Source organism: Sabulibacter ruber (genome assembly GCF_017355955.1).
Lineage (GTDB): Bacteria > Bacteroidota > Bacteroidia > Cytophagales > Hymenobacteraceae > Nibribacter > Nibribacter ruber_A.
Map to the genome: position 1 here is coordinate 631354 of NZ_JAFFID010000002.1, position 17086 is coordinate 648439.

At 46.9% G+C, this 17086-nt stretch carries 18 protein-coding genes; 13 read left to right on the forward strand and 5 right to left on the reverse strand.

Annotation, left to right across the window (positions count from 1 at the left end):
- Positions 1-139: 139 nt before the first annotated feature.
- From JT719_RS13985 to JT719_RS14000, 4 genes are all read right to left on the reverse strand, one after another.
- A complete protein-coding gene (locus tag JT719_RS13985; protein ID WP_207433941.1) occupies positions 140-859 on the reverse strand; it encodes an SAM-dependent methyltransferase in 720 nt (239 codons plus the stop codon).
- A 69-nt stretch (positions 860-928) separates the two neighbouring features.
- Complete coding sequence (locus tag JT719_RS13990) at positions 929-1696, reverse strand: alpha/beta fold hydrolase (protein ID WP_207433942.1); 768 nt, start codon at positions 1694-1696, stop codon at positions 929-931.
- A 39-nt stretch (positions 1697-1735) separates the two neighbouring features.
- Complete coding sequence (locus JT719_RS13995) at positions 1736-2302, reverse strand: PH domain-containing protein (protein ID WP_207433943.1); 567 nt, start codon at positions 2300-2302, stop codon at positions 1736-1738.
- Between the two features lie 82 nt (positions 2303-2384).
- Positions 2385-3101 (reverse strand): pyridoxine 5'-phosphate synthase, encoded by a 717-nt coding sequence (locus JT719_RS14000; protein ID WP_207433944.1) that lies wholly within the window; start codon positions 3099-3101, stop codon positions 2385-2387.
- Between the two features lie 117 nt (positions 3102-3218).
- Between JT719_RS14000 and JT719_RS14005 the strand changes: the two genes are divergently transcribed.
- The 13 genes from JT719_RS14005 (at position 3219) to JT719_RS14065 (ending at position 15171) form a co-directional block, all read left to right on the forward strand.
- Positions 3219-3680 (forward strand): GatB/YqeY domain-containing protein, encoded by a 462-nt coding sequence (locus JT719_RS14005; protein WP_207433945.1) that lies wholly within the window; start codon positions 3219-3221, stop codon positions 3678-3680.
- Between the two features lie 12 nt (positions 3681-3692).
- Positions 3693-4202, forward strand: a complete 510-nt coding sequence (locus JT719_RS14010) for a CvpA family protein (RefSeq protein WP_207433946.1) — start codon at positions 3693-3695, stop codon at positions 4200-4202.
- A gap of 176 nt (positions 4203-4378) precedes the next feature.
- A complete protein-coding gene (locus JT719_RS14015; RefSeq protein ID WP_207434316.1) occupies positions 4379-4954 on the forward strand; it encodes a glutamine amidotransferase-related protein in 576 nt (191 codons plus the stop codon).
- 35 nt (positions 4955-4989) lie between these two features.
- Positions 4990-5754, forward strand: coding sequence for an alpha/beta fold hydrolase (locus JT719_RS14020; protein WP_207433947.1), 765 nt, complete (start codon positions 4990-4992; stop codon positions 5752-5754).
- Positions 5751-6416 carry a CBS domain-containing protein gene (locus tag JT719_RS14025; RefSeq protein ID WP_207433948.1) on the forward strand — a complete coding sequence of 222 codons (666 nt, stop codon included), beginning with the start codon at positions 5751-5753 and terminating at the stop codon, positions 6414-6416. Before JT719_RS14020 ends, JT719_RS14025 begins: the two co-directional genes overlap by 4 nt.
- 79 nt (positions 6417-6495) lie before the next feature.
- Positions 6496-7374, forward strand: a complete 879-nt coding sequence (locus JT719_RS14030) for an NAD kinase (protein ID WP_207433949.1) — start codon at positions 6496-6498, stop codon at positions 7372-7374.
- Positions 7375-7495: 121 nt separating this feature from the next.
- A complete protein-coding gene (locus JT719_RS14035; RefSeq protein WP_207433950.1) occupies positions 7496-8455 on the forward strand; it encodes a DUF6089 family protein in 960 nt (319 codons plus the stop codon).
- Between the two features lie 27 nt (positions 8456-8482).
- Positions 8483-9274, forward strand: a complete 792-nt coding sequence (gene porG, locus JT719_RS14040; protein ID WP_207433951.1) for a type IX secretion system protein PorG — start codon at positions 8483-8485, stop codon at positions 9272-9274.
- A 53-nt stretch (positions 9275-9327) separates the two neighbouring features.
- The gene (locus JT719_RS14045; RefSeq protein WP_207433952.1) at positions 9328-10080 is read left to right on the forward strand and encodes an isoprenyl transferase; all 753 of its coding nucleotides are present in this window, start codon (positions 9328-9330) and stop codon (positions 10078-10080) included.
- A complete protein-coding gene (locus JT719_RS14050) occupies positions 10080-12662 on the forward strand; it encodes a BamA/OMP85 family outer membrane protein (RefSeq protein WP_207433953.1) in 2583 nt (860 codons plus the stop codon). Before JT719_RS14045 ends, JT719_RS14050 begins: the two co-directional genes overlap by 1 nt.
- Positions 12663-12688: 26 nt before the next feature.
- Positions 12689-13372 (forward strand): OmpH/Skp family outer membrane protein, encoded by a 684-nt coding sequence (locus JT719_RS14055; RefSeq protein ID WP_242693252.1) that lies wholly within the window; start codon positions 12689-12691, stop codon positions 13370-13372.
- A 19-nt stretch (positions 13373-13391) separates the two neighbouring features.
- Positions 13392-14006, forward strand: a complete 615-nt coding sequence (locus tag JT719_RS14060) for an OmpH/Skp family outer membrane protein (RefSeq protein WP_207433954.1) — start codon at positions 13392-13394, stop codon at positions 14004-14006.
- Between the two features lie 94 nt (positions 14007-14100).
- Complete coding sequence (locus JT719_RS14065; RefSeq protein WP_207433955.1) at positions 14101-15171, forward strand: RluA family pseudouridine synthase; 1071 nt, start codon at positions 14101-14103, stop codon at positions 15169-15171.
- 392 nt (positions 15172-15563) lie between these two features.
- Here JT719_RS14065 and JT719_RS14070 read toward each other — a convergent pair whose 3' ends face one another.
- Entirely contained in the window at positions 15564-17060 is a 1497-nt protein-coding gene (locus JT719_RS14070) for a tetratricopeptide repeat protein (protein ID WP_207433956.1), read from the reverse strand.
- Positions 17061-17086: the final 26 nt, after the last annotated feature.

The window sequence follows — 17086 nt, forward strand, 5'->3', positions numbered from 1 at the left end:
CCTGTTTTCAGAGAATCAGTCCAAAAACGCAAATACCTTTCGTTCTTAATATTTCTCGCTTTCTGCTCCTGAGCTATGACAAGGAGTTTCTCCGTTTTAAGCTCCTTTTTCAGAAAGCGGCCCTAAAATGCTTAATGGATCAGCGTTTGTAAATCAGGAAAACGGCTGGTTGTTTGTGCAGATCGGGTACTTTGCCTTTCCAGTCCGCGATGCGGAGGGTTTTGATGAACTCGTTGGGGCCCGTGATGTTGGCCGCGATGCAGAGCTTGGTGTCTTTGCTGAGGTGCTGTAACAAGTCGTCTATCATTTGCCGGTTGCGGTAGGGAGTCTCCATAAAAATCTGGGTTTGGTCTTTCTGCACCATCTCCTTCTCCAATGCTTTCAGCGCCTGAATGCGGTCACGCTTCTCAATGGGTAAATAGCCGTGGAACGCGAAAGACTGCCCGTTAAAGCCCGAGGCCATTAAGCCCATCAGAATCGCCGAGGGACCTACCAGGGGCACTACTTTCACGCCGTGTTGGTGCGCCAGCCGGGCCAGTTCCGCGCCCGGATCGGCCACGCCAGGACAACCGGCCTCCGAAATCACCCCCGCATCTTGACCCGCGAGCAGCGGTTTCAGGGCCGCCGTCAGTTCCGCGTCAGAGGAATTCTTGTCAATGACTGTGATCTGCAGTTCCTCAATGGTCTGCGAAGGCGCAATGGATTTGATGTACCGGCGGGCGGTGCGGGCATTCTCCACCAGAAAGTACTTGAGCTGCGCGGTGACTTCGGCCACTTGCCGGCAGATGACCGCCGAGGCGGTGTCTTCGGCCAGAATGGTAGGAATCAGGAAAAGAGTGCCTTTGGCGGGAGTGCTCATAATGGTTTGTAAAAGGGTAGAACCGCAACGGCGGGCGGCTCTACAAGTAATAGATCAAAGTTGATGTGCCTAAGCTTGCAGAAACTGCATGGTTAAGCGGTAAAACTCCTGCGGTTGCTCGGCGTGCAGCCAGTGTCCGGCGTTGTCAATGGTTTCTATCCTGGAATTTGGAAAAAGCGCTTGAATCTGCGCCGCATCTTGCTCTGGTTTGATGTAGCGCGAGTTGCCGCCCCGCAGAAACAGCGTGGGTTTGGTGAAAGGTGTTTCAGACTCAATGTTGCCCAGAATGTACGGCAGGTTGCGTTCAATGGCATCCAGGTTCAGGCGCCAAGCAAAGCTGTTATCGTCCTGGCGGTACAGGTTCTTGAGCAGGAACTGGCGGGTGCCAATATCTGGCACATTCTGGGCCAACTGAGCATCGGCTTCCTGCCGACTTTGGATGGCGTTTAAATCAATGGACCGGAAACCGGCGATGATCTCGTCGTGGTGCGGCGGGTAAGCCTTCGGCGCGATATCAGCGACTAGCAATTTGGCCACTTTGCCAGGGTTCTGCAGCGCGAAGTTCATGGACACCTTGCCACCCATGGAATGCCCAATAAGGTAAATGTCCTGCAATTGGTGTTGCTCCACAAACTCCAGCAGGTCATCGGTCATGAGCTGGTAGCTGAACTCTTCTGAGTGCGGCGAGCGGCCGTGGTTGCGCAGGTCAATGAGGTACACCTGGTAGGTTTTGGAGAACTCCTTGCCCAGGGTCTGCCAGTTGTCCAGGGTCCCGAAGAGGCCGTGTAAGATGAGCAAAGGCTGGCCTTCGCCCATGGTTTTATTATTTAATTCCATAATAGGAGGGTTGAGTGCGAGGTTGGTTTCTGGCCTGTTTTACAGAAAACAGACCCATTTCGTTCTGGTCTGGTACGGCACCCGCGGCCAAAGCGCCTTCAGTTGCTCTAAATCCATGAACAGAGACGTGATTCTCACCTGGCGGCCGTCATATAAGAACAACGTGAGGTACCGGTAAGAGCTCCAGAAAAAGCGTCTTGATGGGCTCCTGGTTTCCTGGATCTCGCGGATGTACTGTTGGTTCAGGAGATATTTTCCGGAGGGCTGCAGTAGCAACGCGGTTTTGGTCTCTTTTTCCAATTCCAGCGCATTTTCCCGCTCGTGGCGCCAATACTGGAAGTGCACCAGCAACGTAGGCAGCGCGAACAGAAACAGCACAGAGCCCAACCCAATAGCGATGCCTTTTTCCAGCGGCGTAGGGTTCTGGTCGCGTAGGAGCAGACTCAGCATGGAAGCACCCAGCCAGCAACTCAGCAATGACCAGAAAATCATCTTGAACTGCCGCATAGACGAGAGGTAGTACACCCGCTGCTGCTTCTGCATAAGCCACCCCAGGAACCGCACCGCAAACTGCGCCGCAATGATAAAGGCCGTTATCTTAAGCAAGAGACCTAGCATGAGCAGATGCAGCCGAGCGGCATTTTAAGGCAGTTTTGCTGGAAATAAGCCGGAAACAGAATGTACCGCATTAGAAATTCAATTGGCGCAAATACAACTGGATGGTGTTCTCCAGACCCAGGTACAGCGCATCACAGATGAGGGCGTGGCCAATGGAAACCTCGTCCAGATTGGGCAGCTGTTCTCTCAGGTAACGCAGGTTGTCCAGGTCCAGGTCATGGCCGGCGTTCAAACCCAAACCACATTCTTTCGCTACGCGGGCGGCCTCGGCGTACGGCTTTACGGCAGCCTCGCGGCCGGAGTGGTACTGGTGGGCGTAGGCCTCGGTGTAGAGCTCAATACGGTCGGTGCCGGTTTGGGCGGCGCCTTCCACCTGGGCGTTGATGGGGTCCACGAAGATGGACGTCCGGATGCCTTCGGCTTTGAACTGGCCAATCACATCCACCAGAAAATCTTTGTGCTTGAGGGTATCCCAGCCGGCGTTGGAGGTGATGGCATCAGGGGCATCGGGCACCAGGGTCACCTGCTCGGGCTTCACGGCGAGTACCAGTTTGATGAAATCGGACGTGGGATTGCCTTCGATGTTGAACTCGGTGGTCACCACTTTTTTCAGATCGTACACATCCTGGAAACGGATGTGCCGCTCATCGGGCCGCGGATGAACGGTGATGCCCTGCGCGCCAAAGCGCTCGCAGTCCAGGGCGGCTTGTACTACATTGGGACGGTTGCCGCCGCGGGCGTTCCGTAGCGTGGCTATTTTATTTATATTTACGCTCAGTTTCGTCATGTTGGTCTTACGTTAGCGTTGCTCCTCATGGATGGGGCAAAGATAAAAGAAACTTGACGTCACGCGTCTACTCATTTGTGACCCCGGTGCCTTGGCACCTTTACTGTTTATAAAACTATGAGCCTAAAAGAAAAAGTAGAAGCCGGCATTAAGCAAGCCATGCTGGCGAAAGATAAAACCCGTCTGCAAGCCCTGCGCGGCATCAAGTCTCAGATTCTATTGGCCGAGACCGAGAAAGGCGGCGTACAAGCCCTCACTCCGGATACCGAGCTGAAGCTGCTGACCAAAGCTGCTAAGCAGCGCCGCGAGTCTGCCGAAGTGTACCGTTCCCAGTCCCGCCCGGACCTGGAGGAAATTGAGTTGGCCGAGCTGGCCGTGATTGAAGAATTCCTGCCGCAGCAATTGGACGAAGGAGACCTGCGCGAGCGTTTGTTGGAGATCATCCAGCGCGTGGGTGCTTTGGGCCCTTCTGATATGGGCAAAGTGATGGGCGTGGCTTCCCGTGAGTTGGCCGGCCAAGCCGATGGGAAAGCCATCTCCAATGCGGTGAATGCGTTGTTAAATAACCCTAACGCCTAATTCTACCCAAGGGTGAGTACGTTTGACCTTTTCTTGCTATTGCCGGTAGCCTACGGCGCGTTTCGGGGCTTCTTTAAAGGATTGATCTTGGAAATAGCCTCCTTGGCCACGTTCGTGATCCTCACGGTTTTCGGGATGAAGCTGGTGGGCCTGGTGACGCCGCCCGTGCACAAATGGCTGGGCGACAGCGCCGGTTTTCTGCCGTTCCTGCCGTTTCTGCTGGTGTTCATCGGCATTGGGTTTGTGGTGCGGTCTATTGGCATGGTGGTGAAGAAAGGCGTGCATCTTACTCCCTTCGGGATGATGGATAACCTGATTGGTGCCGGCATTGGCGCGGCCAAATGGGGCATCGCCATCTGTCTGTTGGTGTACTTCGCCAATGCCACCGGCTTGGACACCACTTTCCAGACGGTGCGGGAATCTGAGGTGTATCCGTACTATCTGCAGGCCGCTCCCGGGGTGTGGACGTTTGTGCAATGGATCATCCCCTTCGGGCGGGAAGCGTTAGAGTCTTTCGCGTAAGTAATCTCAACAATTCTTATGAACTCCGTTTTGGGGCTGTTTTACAGAAAACAGGCTCAGAACGGAGTTTGAGTATTTGCCTGTTCCAGATTAGCTGCAGGCTGTTTTAGGTCAGTTTTGCTCAAATCAGGCGTAAAACAGGCATACCTTTTTCTCTTCGTTTGCGTTTCTTCTCTGTGCTGTTGCTTTTAGATAATTTCGATTCCTTTACCTACAACCTCTATGATTATTTCCGGCAGTTAGGAGTAGAGGTAGAAGTGCGCCGGAACGATGTGCCTTTAGAAGAGTTGCAGGCCCTGCCCATTGAAGGCATTGTATTGTCGCCGGGGCCGGGCACGCCGGAGAACGCCGGGGTGATGCCTGCCGTCATCAATTACTACCATGACCGCTTGCCTATGCTGGGTATTTGCCTGGGGCACCAGGCGCTAGGGCTGTTTTTCGGGGCGATGGTGGTGAAAGGCCTCAGGCCCATGCACGGGAAATTGTCTGAGATCTACTGCGAGCCAGATCCCATTTTTGCGGGACTTCCGGCCAAAATTCCGGTAGTGCGTTACCATTCACTGGTGGTGCAGGACGCACCGGCAGACCTGGTGCCGCTGGCCCAAACCGCCGAGGGTGAACTCATGGCGTTCAGGCACGCGCATCTGCCTCTCTATGCCTTGCAGTTCCATCCGGAGGCTGCTTTGACCCAACATGGGCTGGATATGCTCAGAAATTGGGTGAATATTGCTAATATTACATCCCTATACTAGTTTCTACTTACTATCAATACAAGCGATTTTCTCACATGAACTTGGAAATCAAGAAGGAAGGCGGGTTTGAATACATTGATGAAGGCGAAGGCGATGTGCTTTTGCTTTTGCACGGTCTGTTTGGCGCGCTCAGCAACTGGCAAGGTGTAGTTTCTTATTTCCAAAGGAATTACCGGGTGGTGATTCCGCTCATGCCGCTGTACGAGATGCCTTTGCCGCAGGCCAGCGTACCCGGCTTAGTAGAGTTTGTGGAGGAGTTTGTGGCGCATAAAAATTTGACTGCGCTTAGTCTGTTAGGAAATTCTCTGGGCGGCCACGTGGCCCTGGAGTATGCCATCAAGAATCCAGACAACGTGAAACGGGTGGTGTTGACGGGCAGCTCCGGGTTGTTTGAAGATTCCATGGGCGGCTCGTTTCCTAAGCGCGGCAACTATGAGTTTGTGAAGGAACGCGTGGCCTATACGTTCTATGACCCTGCGGTGGCTACCCAGGAACTGGTAGACGAGGTGTTTGATATCACCAACAGTAACCCTAAAGTGCTCCGGATTATCTCTATTGCTAAGTCTGCGCAGCGAAATAATTTAGGAAAAGATTTAGGGAAAATTTTAGCGCCTACGCTGCTCATCTGGGGCCTAAATGATACCATTACGCCGCCAATGGTGGCGCATGAGTTCAACAGATTGATCCATAATTCAGAACTACACTTCATTGATCATTGCTGCCACGCACCAATGATGGAACATCCGGACGCCTTTAACAGTATCTTAGAGAGATTTCTGATAAAGACTGCTTCCGTATGATAGCTGAAGAACTGATAAACCAGATGGTTCCGCCCCTCAAACTCACGGACACCGGCGAGAAAGCCGTGCGGTGGATGGATGAGTTTCGGCTGAACCAACTGCCTGTAGTTAAAAACCGCAAATACTTAGGACTGATCACCGAGGAGAATGTACTGGAGGCCAAGAACCCAAAGCAGGTATTAGAGAACATTCCTTTCGACTTTGAGCACGTGCACGTGCAACAGAACCAGCACTTCTATAATGTGATGGAACTGGCCATCAAAAACAAAGTGCAGGTGGTGCCCGTGCTGGATGATTTGCAGGAGTATTTAGGCGTTATAACGGTCAATGACACCATTGCTGCCTTCGGGCAAATGTCTGCCTTACAAGGTCAGGGCGGTATTCTGGTGCTCTGCATGGCCGAACGCGACTACTCTCTTAGTGAGATCAGTAGGTTGGTAGAGTCAAACAATGCCAAAATTCTGAGTGCCTACGTCTCCCCAGACGAAGCAGATATCTTCAAGATGAAGTTAACCTTGAAGATAAATACTGTTGAATTATCCCGCATTGTGGCCACTCTTGAGCGGTTTGGGTACAAGATTACCGCTCAGTTCCATGATACAAGCAGCACGCCAGAAGACCAGGACAGACTGGATATGCTGCTGCGTTATTTAAATATTTAAACTTTCTATATATTTAGAGCCTATATGTGTTCTCCTGAGGGCGGAATACGTATAGGTTAATTTTTTAGCACAGTTCACTATGAAAATCGCAGTAGTTGGCAGACCTGTAAAGGAGGAAGTGATTCCTTTTGTAGGCCGGCTATTTGACCTTCTGCTACGGCAGGGGATTGCGATTACTGTGGCAGACCACTTTGCCGAGTCCTTGGCTCCTTTCATGCCCATCCCGGCGCAAACCGAGGTTTTTACCCGTAACACCAGCCTGAAAGATGTGTCTTACATGCTCAGTTTAGGCGGAGACGGCACCCTTCTAGATGCAGTGACCTACGTAGGGGCTTTGCAAATTCCTATTATGGGCATCAATATGGGGCGCCTGGGTTTCTTGGCTTCTGTGCCCTACGCTCAGTTAGAATTTGCGGTAGATTCTTTACTGAAAGGACATTTCACATTAGAGGATAGGTCTCTGATTCACCTGGATAGCGACCAAGAAGTTTTTGACGGTATCAACTTTGGATTGAATGAATTTTCAATTTTAAAGCGAGATACTTCTTCCATGATTGCGGTGCATACATACATTGACGGTGAATACCTAAACTCCTATTGGGCAGACGGTTTGATAGTGGCAACCCCTACTGGTTCCACCGGTTATTCATTGTCCTGCGGTGGTCCGGTGATGATGCCCCAGACAAACAATTTTGTAATCTCTCCCGTATGCCCTCATAATTTGAACGTGCGCCCCCTTGTGGTCTCAGATAAGAGTGTTATTTCATTTGAGATTGAAGGAAGAAGCACAAGATATTTGGTGTCGTTAGATTCCAGGTCCAGGCCGGTGGATGCCTCCATCCAATTAGCCGTTAGGCGGGAAGATTTCAACGCCAGATTGATAAAGTTAAACCAGGTTAATTTTTTAACAACACTTAGGACTAAAATGCATTGGGGACTAGATCAACGAAATGGATAAGTAAAATCAGAATATAAAAAAATCCTATATACCTACTTGTGGTATTAAAAAAAGGTATAATTTTGTCCTGCTAGGGCAAGTACGCTTGCAAATGATTCGTAATTCAGTAATAGTTGATGGCATGAAAAAAATTTTCTCTACTTCTTTAATTTTGTTTATTCTCATTACCACTGCTTTAACAGAGGCAGAAGCACAACGTTTTAGTAGGAGAAATCTTTACAATAGTGTAGGGGTTAGCTTGAACGCCATGAACTACTTTGGCGACGTTACCCCGGAGTCAGACTTTACTAGCTTACGTCTCAACTCTACTCGCCCAAGCGTTTCTGTGCATTTCACCCGCAAGTTTACTCCCCGGATTTATGGTAGAGCTGCTCTTTCCTGGGGCAGAATCACCGGAGATGACAGCAAAAGCGCCGATTTCTCTGAGCCAGAAAACGAGCCAAGATATAAGCGTAACCTGAGCTTTAGAAATGACATCAAAGAACTGAGCTTAACGGGTATCATTGATCTTTTTGAAAACCGCAGAACATACCTGCGTCGCCCAGATTTTACTCCTTATGCCTTTTTAGGCGTAGCTGTTTTCCATCACAATCCTAAAGCATACTATGGCGGTAGTGACTTGCTGGCCGCTGGATGGTATGAGTTACAGCCGTTAGGAACAGAAGGACAATATGCAGAGCGTAATCAAGATGATTATCCAGAGCCTTACAAGAAAGTTCAGTTTGCCATTCCTTTTGGACTGGGTGTTAAATATAAACTTGCTAGAAGCTGGGATGTGGCATTTGAAATCACCTGGCGCAAAACCTTCACTGACTATCTGGATGACGTAAGCACTGTTTATGCAGATAAGAGTGACTTGAGCCGCACAGCCGCAATTCTGTCTGACAGAAGTGCTGAAAACGAAAGAGCCAGAAACGGTCAGTATAATATAATTACTGAAGGAGAGTTCTCTAGATTAGAAGGTTACGGCCGTAAAGGTGACCAAAGAGGCGATACCTCAGATGATGACTGGTACATCTCAACCGGATTTTCTCTAAATTATATCCTAGCCCCTGCAAGAAGAGGACCGAAATTCCGTTAATCCGGAAACACCTTTTACTTTGAGTACATGATTTTACCGAAAATACGCACACTCCTTATTTGCACGATTGTACAAATAGGGAGTGTTTTTTTTGCTTCAACTTCTTTTGCCCAGCAGCAAACAGGCCAGCCAAGAACAACTTCTGAGATTGGAATTGGCCTTGGTGGGGTGGTATACAAAGGCGAAGTAGCGCCCCGGTACAGGTTAAGAGGAAACAGACCGGCGCTTAACCTGTTCTACAAGAAGGATATTTCTAGTGCAGTTGCCTGGAAGGTAGGCCTTCTGATTGGTAGAATACATGCCGAAGATGCTACTGAAAGAACATCTGCTTTCGCAAAAGATTTGCCGTTGGGGATCTATAGAAGAGCTGATGTGACTACGAGCTTGCTGGAGCTAAGCGGCGGTATTGATTACAATTTCCTTGACTACTATGATTTCAGACGTAATGTAAGATGGACGCCTTACTTTACAGTGAATGTAGCAGGAGTACTTTATAATAATAAGACAACAGCAGTAAATCCTGAGATTATCTATCCTGCAGGAAGCGGGAAAGACGAGGCTTACAGAACCGGCCTTACCTTAGCGGTTCCGGTTGGTGCGGGAGTCAAATACGCCCTTTCCGAGCATTGGAACTTAGGCTTTGAAGCGGGAGTACGCGTTCTGTTTACTGACGAGTTTGATAACCTGAGCTCGCAGAATGAACAGGTCATGAATAAGTACGATAGAGATTTGTACTTCTACAATGGTGTAAGCATTTCCTATACTTTCTATAAAATTAATTGCCCTGTTAAACCCGCTCGTAACAAGAGGACTGAATAAGTATAAGTGAAAAGTCCTAAGCTTTTCCTAAATTGCATTGAAATTTCTTTTTGATGAGCCTTAAGGAAAAGATAGACACAGGCAATTTGCCCCAACATATTGCCGTTATCATGGACGGAAACGGAAGATGGGCAAAGAAAAAGGGCAACCTTAGAATTTTTGGCCACCAGAATGCCATCACAGCTGTGCGTGATACAGTTGAGGGTGCGGCTGAGCTTGGTGTTAAGTTTTTGACCCTTTATGCCTTTTCTACGGAAAACTGGTCCAGACCTAAGTATGAGGTAGATGCCCTTATGCAGTTGCTGGTAAGCACAATTCGTAAGGAGACAGAAACGTTAAACAAAAATAATATCAGGTTACAATCCATTGGTGATTTGGCGGCCTTGCCTTCTGCTTGTAGAAAGCAGCTGGAAGAGGCAATTGAGATGACCAGCCAAAATACCCGCATGACCTTGGTGGTGGCATTAAGCTATAGCGGCCGGTGGGAGCTGATCAATGCCATGCAGAAAATGGCAGCCATGGTAAAAGCGGGAGAGTTGGAACCTGAGGCCATTAATGAAGCCGTTGTTCAGAGCTGTTTGAATACGGTTGGCATTCCTGATCCTGAGCTTCTGATCAGAACCAGCGGAGAACAACGGATCAGTAACTTCTTGCTTTGGCAGTTAGCTTATACAGAACTGTACATCACAGATCTTCTGTGGCCTGACTTTAGGAAAGAACATCTTTATGAAGCCATACTTTCTTTCCAGCAACGTGAGCGCCGGTTTGGAAAGACAAGCGAACAATTACAAAAAGCACATTCTTAATGAGTAAGTACTTTTGGCTGTTATGCCTTTTAGTGACGTCTGGTATAACTGCCACAGCACAAATCAGACTGGGTGTAGGAGGCGGTAATGCCCAGACATCCGTTGATTATGCCAATCCTCGGAAATACGAAATTGGAGGCATCACCGTCAGTGGTGCCAGGTTCTTAGATCCTACTACGTTAATTTCCCTGACGGGGTTAAAAGTAGGAGACCAGATTGATGTTCCTGGAGACGCTATTTCCCGGGCAATCCAGAAGCTTTGGGATCAGGGTATTCTGGGCGGGGTAGATGTGCGTGCCACTAAAATTGAGGGCGACAAGATCTACCTTGATTTCTTTTTGACAGAACGTCCTCGGTTATCAAGATTTGATTTCTCCGGAACAAGCAAGTCTCAGGCAGAAGACCTCCAGAAAAAGATTGCCCTAAACAAGGGAAGAGTAGTGACAGATGCAGTCCTAAACTCAACCCGTACTACTGTTCAAAGATTCTTTCAGGACAAAGGCTATCTGAATACGCAGGTAGTTATCAGACAAATCCCTGATTCAGTTATTGCAAACAGCGTCTCCCTTGAAATCAGAGTTGATAAAGGGGAGAAGGTACGTATTGGCGAAGTAGATATAGAAAGAATCAACGCTGCTACTGATAAAATAGAAAAAGGCGGTATTGCTGGGTTCTTTTCTGGTATTTTCGGGGATGATGAGGAAATGACTTTCAGTGAAACAAAGCTGAAACGTCAGTTGAAAAAAACCAAGGAGAAGAAGTTCTATAAGATCTTTACCGGTGCTAAGTTCAACAAAACTGAGTACGAAGAAGATAAAAAGCTTCTCATTGACTTCTACAACAAAGAGGGCTACCGTGATGCCTCTATTGTTTCTGATTCCATCTACAAAATCAGCGATGATAGAATTGGGGTCAAATTGGTAGTGGACGAAGGCCGTAGATATTATTACCGCAACATCACCTGGAGTGGAAACTATCTCTATGACGATGCTTTCCTTGCCAGAGTATTGGGCCTGGAGAGAGGAGATATTTATAACAGAGAAGAGCTGGATAAACGTCTGAACTATAACCCTAATGGGAATGATATCACATCCCTTTACATGGATGATGGTTATCTGTTCTTCCAGATTGAGCCAGTAGAAGTTGCTGTAGTAGGCGACTCCATTGATATTGAGATGCGCTTGAGCGAAGGTTCACAAGCTACCATCAACTCAATCACTGTTGCAGGTAATACCAAGACTAGCGACCACGTAATTCTGCGTGAATTGCGCACATTGCCAGGTCAGAACTTTAGCCGTTCTGCCCTGATCAGATCGCAGCGGGAGCTTTCTAACCTTGGCTACTTTGACCCGGAAAAGATTGGAATGAACCCGGTGCCAAATCCGGAGAATGGAACAGTTGATATCCATTATACAGTAGAGGAGCGACCTAACGACCAGATCACCCTCTCCGGTGGTTGGGGTGGTGGCCTTGGTGCTGTTGGTACCGTTGGTCTGGTGTTGAATAACTTCTCCCTGCGGAAAGCTACTGACTGGAAACAATGGAGACCTGTTCCGTCTGGAGATGGTCAGCGCTTGGCTCTGAACATTCAGGCAAACGGAAAAAGATACCAGTCTTACTCTTTGTCCTTTACTGAGCCGTGGTTAGGTGGCCGGAGACCAAACTCCTTAACCGTAAGTTTGAGCAAGTCTATCCAGCGTTTCAATGAGCGTGATGAATTTGGTCAGTTGCAGGATGCATTCATTGACATTACTGGAGGTAGCGTAAACTTAGGACGTAGACTTCGGTGGCCAGATGATTATTTTACCTTGAGTAATTCAATCTCTTACTTCAGGTATAATATGAGCAATGGCTCTACCATCTTTAGAGGATACTCTGAGGCTAACCAAATATCTGATGCGAACAATATTTCTTTCATCACGTCCTTTGCTCGCTCCAGTATTGACAACCCTACGTACACCCGCTCTGGTTCTTCTATTGGGTTGAACGTGACCTTTACACCACCTTACTCTTTGTTCAGAGATAATGTGAATTCCTTCCAGTGGATTGAGTTCCACAAATGGATGTTTGATGCTTCATGGTTCCATTCATTAAGCGGAGACGGCAAACTGGTGTTGAACACAAGAGCGCACTTCGGTTTCATTGGAACGTACGGTTCTGGCAAAACTATTGGTCCGTTTGAGCGCTTCAAGTTGGGTGGTTCTGGTTTAGGAGGTGGTTCCTTCATTGTTGCCACTGACTACATTGGCTTAAGAGGGTATGAAGACGAAAGTATCTCCCCTAATGCAGCCGGTGGTATCGCTTTCAACAAATATGTGGCTGAACTGCGCTATCCAATTTCATTGAACCCTGCCGCTACGGTTTATGTTCTTGGTTTTGCCGAGGCAGGTAATAACTTTGGAAGCTACCGTGAATACGATCCGTTCAAACTATATCGTTCTGTAGGGGTAGGAGCCAGGGTATTTATGGCTGCCTTCGGTTTGTTAGGCTTTGACTATGGATGGGGGCTTGATACAGTGCCTGGTCTACCAGGTGCTAGCGGTGGTCAGTTCCACTTCATCATTGGTCAGCAAATCAGATAATTGGAACAGAATTTGATAAGTAAAGAATGATGAAAAGGTTAGGGTGCGTTCTATTGATATCTTTTTTCTTTCTTTTTGGGAAAGAAGTCAATGCACAGCGCTTTGGCTATATAGATTCTGGTTTTATCTTGCAAAAAATGCCCGCCTATGCTAATGCCCAAGCTGAAGTAGAAAAACTCTCTCAGTCTTGGCAGAAGGAAATTGAGAATATGCGGGCGGAACTAGATAAGCTTCAAAAGAGTTATCAGGCTGAGGAGATCCTGCTTACACCTGATATGAAGGTGAAGCGGCAAGAGGAAATCAACAAAAAAGACACCGAGATAAGAGAGTTTCAGCGCAGAATGTTCGGGTTTGAAGGTGCTTTGTTCAAAAGACGCCAGGAACTCATCAGACCAGCGCAGGATCAATTATTTGAGGCTGTAGAAAAGATTGTCCGTCAGCGGGGATTGAATTTTATGTTTGACAAATCTGGCGATGTGGTGATGCTGTACACAGACCCTCGGCATGATTACACAGAGTTTGTACTGGAAGAACTTGGTTTAGCTTCTAAGGAACAGAATGCGGCAGGTGCCCAGCCGGCAAATGCATTGAGAGATGATCCGGCTGATATTCCTCCACTGCCTGAAGGAGCCACAACCCCAGCAAATCCAACTAACAAGAAAACTCAAACTTCCCGCCCACCGGCACCAGTAAAAAAGAAAAACAACTAAACAACCTAAGTAACCTAAGATGAACAAATTGAAATCTCTGTTGGTAGCAGCTTTCTTATTAGTGAGCGTAGCTTCATTTGCGCAGTCAGGAACTGTGAAAATTGGGTATACCAACGCGAACTACATCATTAGCCAGTTGCCTGAGAGCCGTCAGATTGAATCTGATCTGAAAGCGCACAGCGGCCAATTGGAGAAAGAACTTCAGAACAAGTACAAGTCTTATCAGGAGAAAGTTGAAGCCTATAAAAAAGGTGCTGGCCAGATGACTGATGTGGTACGTGCTGATAGAGAAAAAGAATTGACTACGTTACAAGCTTCTATTGAAGAGTTCCAGCGTAATGCAGATGCTTCTTTGCAGAAAAAAGAGCAGGAAAAACTTCAGCCTGTAATGGAGAAAATCCAGAAGTCAATTGACAAAGTAGCAAAAGAGAACGGTTATACCCACATCTTTACTGCTGAGGCTTTGTTGTATGGTCCTGAGGACGGAAACGCTTTCACTGACTTGGTGTTGAAGGATCTGGGGGTAACTCCTGCTCCTAAAGGCGCTCCTGCTGCTTCTGCAGCTACTCCTGGTGCCTCAACTCCAAAGCCATCTGTTTCTTCTTCAGCTCCTGCTGCTAAAAAGAAAAAATAAGGTTTAAGTCCTTTTTATTAGAAAAGCCGGTGACGTTATGGTAACCGGCTTTTTTATTTTTGTGCTATATTTTGAAAATGAAGCTTAAAACGCCATGCAACTATCTGACGCCAGTGACGAAGAATTTGATGATGTAGCCAGTGCCGACTCAGATGAGCTATATGAACATCACCGCATTCAGGTAGACAAAGGGCAAGCCTTGTTGAGGCTAGATAAGTTCCTGATGGACCGTTTGCCTAATGTGACCCGTAATAAGCTGCAAGAGGCAATAAGAGCAGAGTCTGTAAGGATAAATGGCAAGGCTACAAAGGCTAGTTATAAGGTAAAGCCCCTGGATGTGATCACTGTCACGTTGGCTACGCCTCCCCGCGATACAGATGTAATTCCGGAGAATATTCCCCTTAACATTGTGTATGAAGACGAGGAACTGATGATGATCAACAAGCCTGCCGGTATGGTAGTGCACCCTGCCTATAATAATTGGTCGGGTACTTTGGTCAATGGCCTAGTGTTTTACCTGCAGAACCTACCTACTTCTCGTAACGGTGAAATCAGGCCTGGTTTGGTACACCGGATTGATAAAGATACTTCTGGGTTATTAGTCATTGCCAAAACTGAACTGGCAATGGCGCATCTAGCTAGGCAGTTTTTTGATCATTCTATTGAGCGTACTTATTATGCCATTGTATGGGGTATTCCTGCCCAGCCCAAAGGCACTATTGTAGGTAATATTGGGCGCAGTGCCAAGGACCGTAAAGTGATGGCAGTGTACCCAGAAGGTGATTTCGGGAAGCCAGCGATCACGCATTATGAGGTACTGGAATCATTCACGTACTGTAGTCTGATCAAGTGTAACCTGGAAACGGGACGTACGCACCAGATCAGGGCCCATATGAAGTACCTAGGCCATCCTCTTTTTAATGATGGTACTTACGGCGGTGATAAGATTTTGAAAGGGCAACAGACTGGCTCTTACAAGGCCTTTGTCCAGAATACCTTTGAAGCATTGCCTAGGCAGGCACTACATGCTAAATCCTTAGGCTTCATTCACCCTACTACTCACCAATACATCCAATTTGAATCTGACTTACCCGAAGATTTCTTAGCTGGTTTAGAGAGGTGGAGGCAGTATGGTCAAGTATTACAAAGCAGGGCAGACCTGTAAGTTATCCTTGGTTTTCCTTTTTATATAGGTTTTAATGGTACTATAGAAATTGAAGTGTTGGTCAAAGTATGGCTTAATGCTTAATCTTTCATAATCCTGTTTTTAGGCAGTTTTATGAGAATTAGCTTATAAACGGCTGAGGTCAGGCTGCAATGGCAATAATGTTTTGGAATTAATTTTTAGCGTTTTAACCTTCCTTAATTTAACTCCCTATAATTTCCACTTGCATCATTATAGCGCATTATTCAAGTTCTTTGCTCTTAGCTTTATTCGATGTTTTATCTGAGTTTCAAATGATATGATTTAAGGTGGAAACCGATCTCACTCCTAGACATCATACAATAAAAAAGGCCTCCAATAATGGAGGCCTTTTTTATTGTACCCTTTAGGGATTATTTCATTGCTTTTAAGCCATTCAAACCATTTGAGGCATCAGCATTAGTTGGATCTAATGTCTTAACCTCTTGCCAGTGTTTAGTGGCGTTTGCTTTGTCTTTTTTCAGATAATAGTAGTAGCCAAGATAGTTGTTCGCAGTGATCAGGTCTTTCTTGTACTTCTCCTTATCTGTGGCAAGCTTGATGAACTCTTCATAATGCGGCTTAGCCAAACCTTGTTTAGTTTCTGGATCGAGGTTTGAGTTTGCCCGTGCTCTCCAGAAGTGACCGTATGCATAGGTTGGGTTGTTAGTGGTAATGATGGCATACACACTATCAGCCGTTTTATAATCATCGTTCAATTCATGGGTATAACCATAGTAGAACAGATCGGTATTGGTAGGTGGCGTAACAGCGAATTTAGATTTATAAGCCTCAATCGCTTTCGGATAGTTCTTCAAGCTCATGTATTGTTTGGCTAACAAGTCATCATACAGCGGGTTTTTAGGATCAAGTTTCTTTCCTTGTTCAATAACCGCTACCGCTTCCTGTGGCTTTTTATTTTCTACCAGAATGTTAGCATAGTATTCGTAGTCAGACGGAATACGTTTGCTTTCATCGTATTTGGTGAAATACGCCTGCATTGCCGCTAAAGCCTTATCATACTGTTTGGTGTCATAGTAAGTGTATGCCAACAAACGGTTCATGGCAATGTTGTTAGGATCACTCTTCAATACGTTCTGAATTTCATTCATCGCATTGGCGTAATCCTTGGTCAGGTACAGGATAGAAGCATACTTGGCACGTGTTTCTGGCGTGTTTTCGGCCATAGATACGTACTTCTTGATGTACTCAGAACTCTTAGGGAATTGCTCAGCACGGTAGTACAGTTCCGCTAGTTCCAGATAAGTAGGAGCGTAGTTTGGATCTGATGCTACAGCTGCATCTAATGCTTCTTTTGCCTGGGTGAAGTTACGAGACTGCACATACAACTGACCTTTGCGTAAGTGAGCTTTCGCAAATTTGTTATCTACCGCAATTGCTTTGTCATAGTTGGCCATTGCTTTACCACCATCTACGGTTTTGTTGTGGAGGTAAGCATCACCTAACAGTACATAAGCATTCGCATTTTTAGTGTCTTTGCTTACTACTTCTTCCAGAAGTTTGATAGCTTGAGACAAATCCTTAACGCCAGACGTAACATACGCCTCACCAATCATCAATTTGATATTATTGTCTTTGTTTTTTGTTGCAGACAATGCTTTATCAAACAACTGTTGTGCTTCAGCCAGCTTATTTTGCTCAAGGGCTTTTTTTCCTTGTTGTACCAAGCCAGCAGGGGAGTTGTCTTGTACTGCGTTAGAAGCAAAGTTTACTTGCTCCTGGGGGGACTGTATAACTAAAAGTGTTTGTTCAATCTTACCAGAACGCAGCCCGTTGCTGTGTGCTGAAGCTCCGGCGGCAGTAAAGAAAGCGGCCGCTAAAACTCCATACGTCTTCCAGTTCTTAATCATTGGTTATGGTTGTTAGTGTTAGTGAA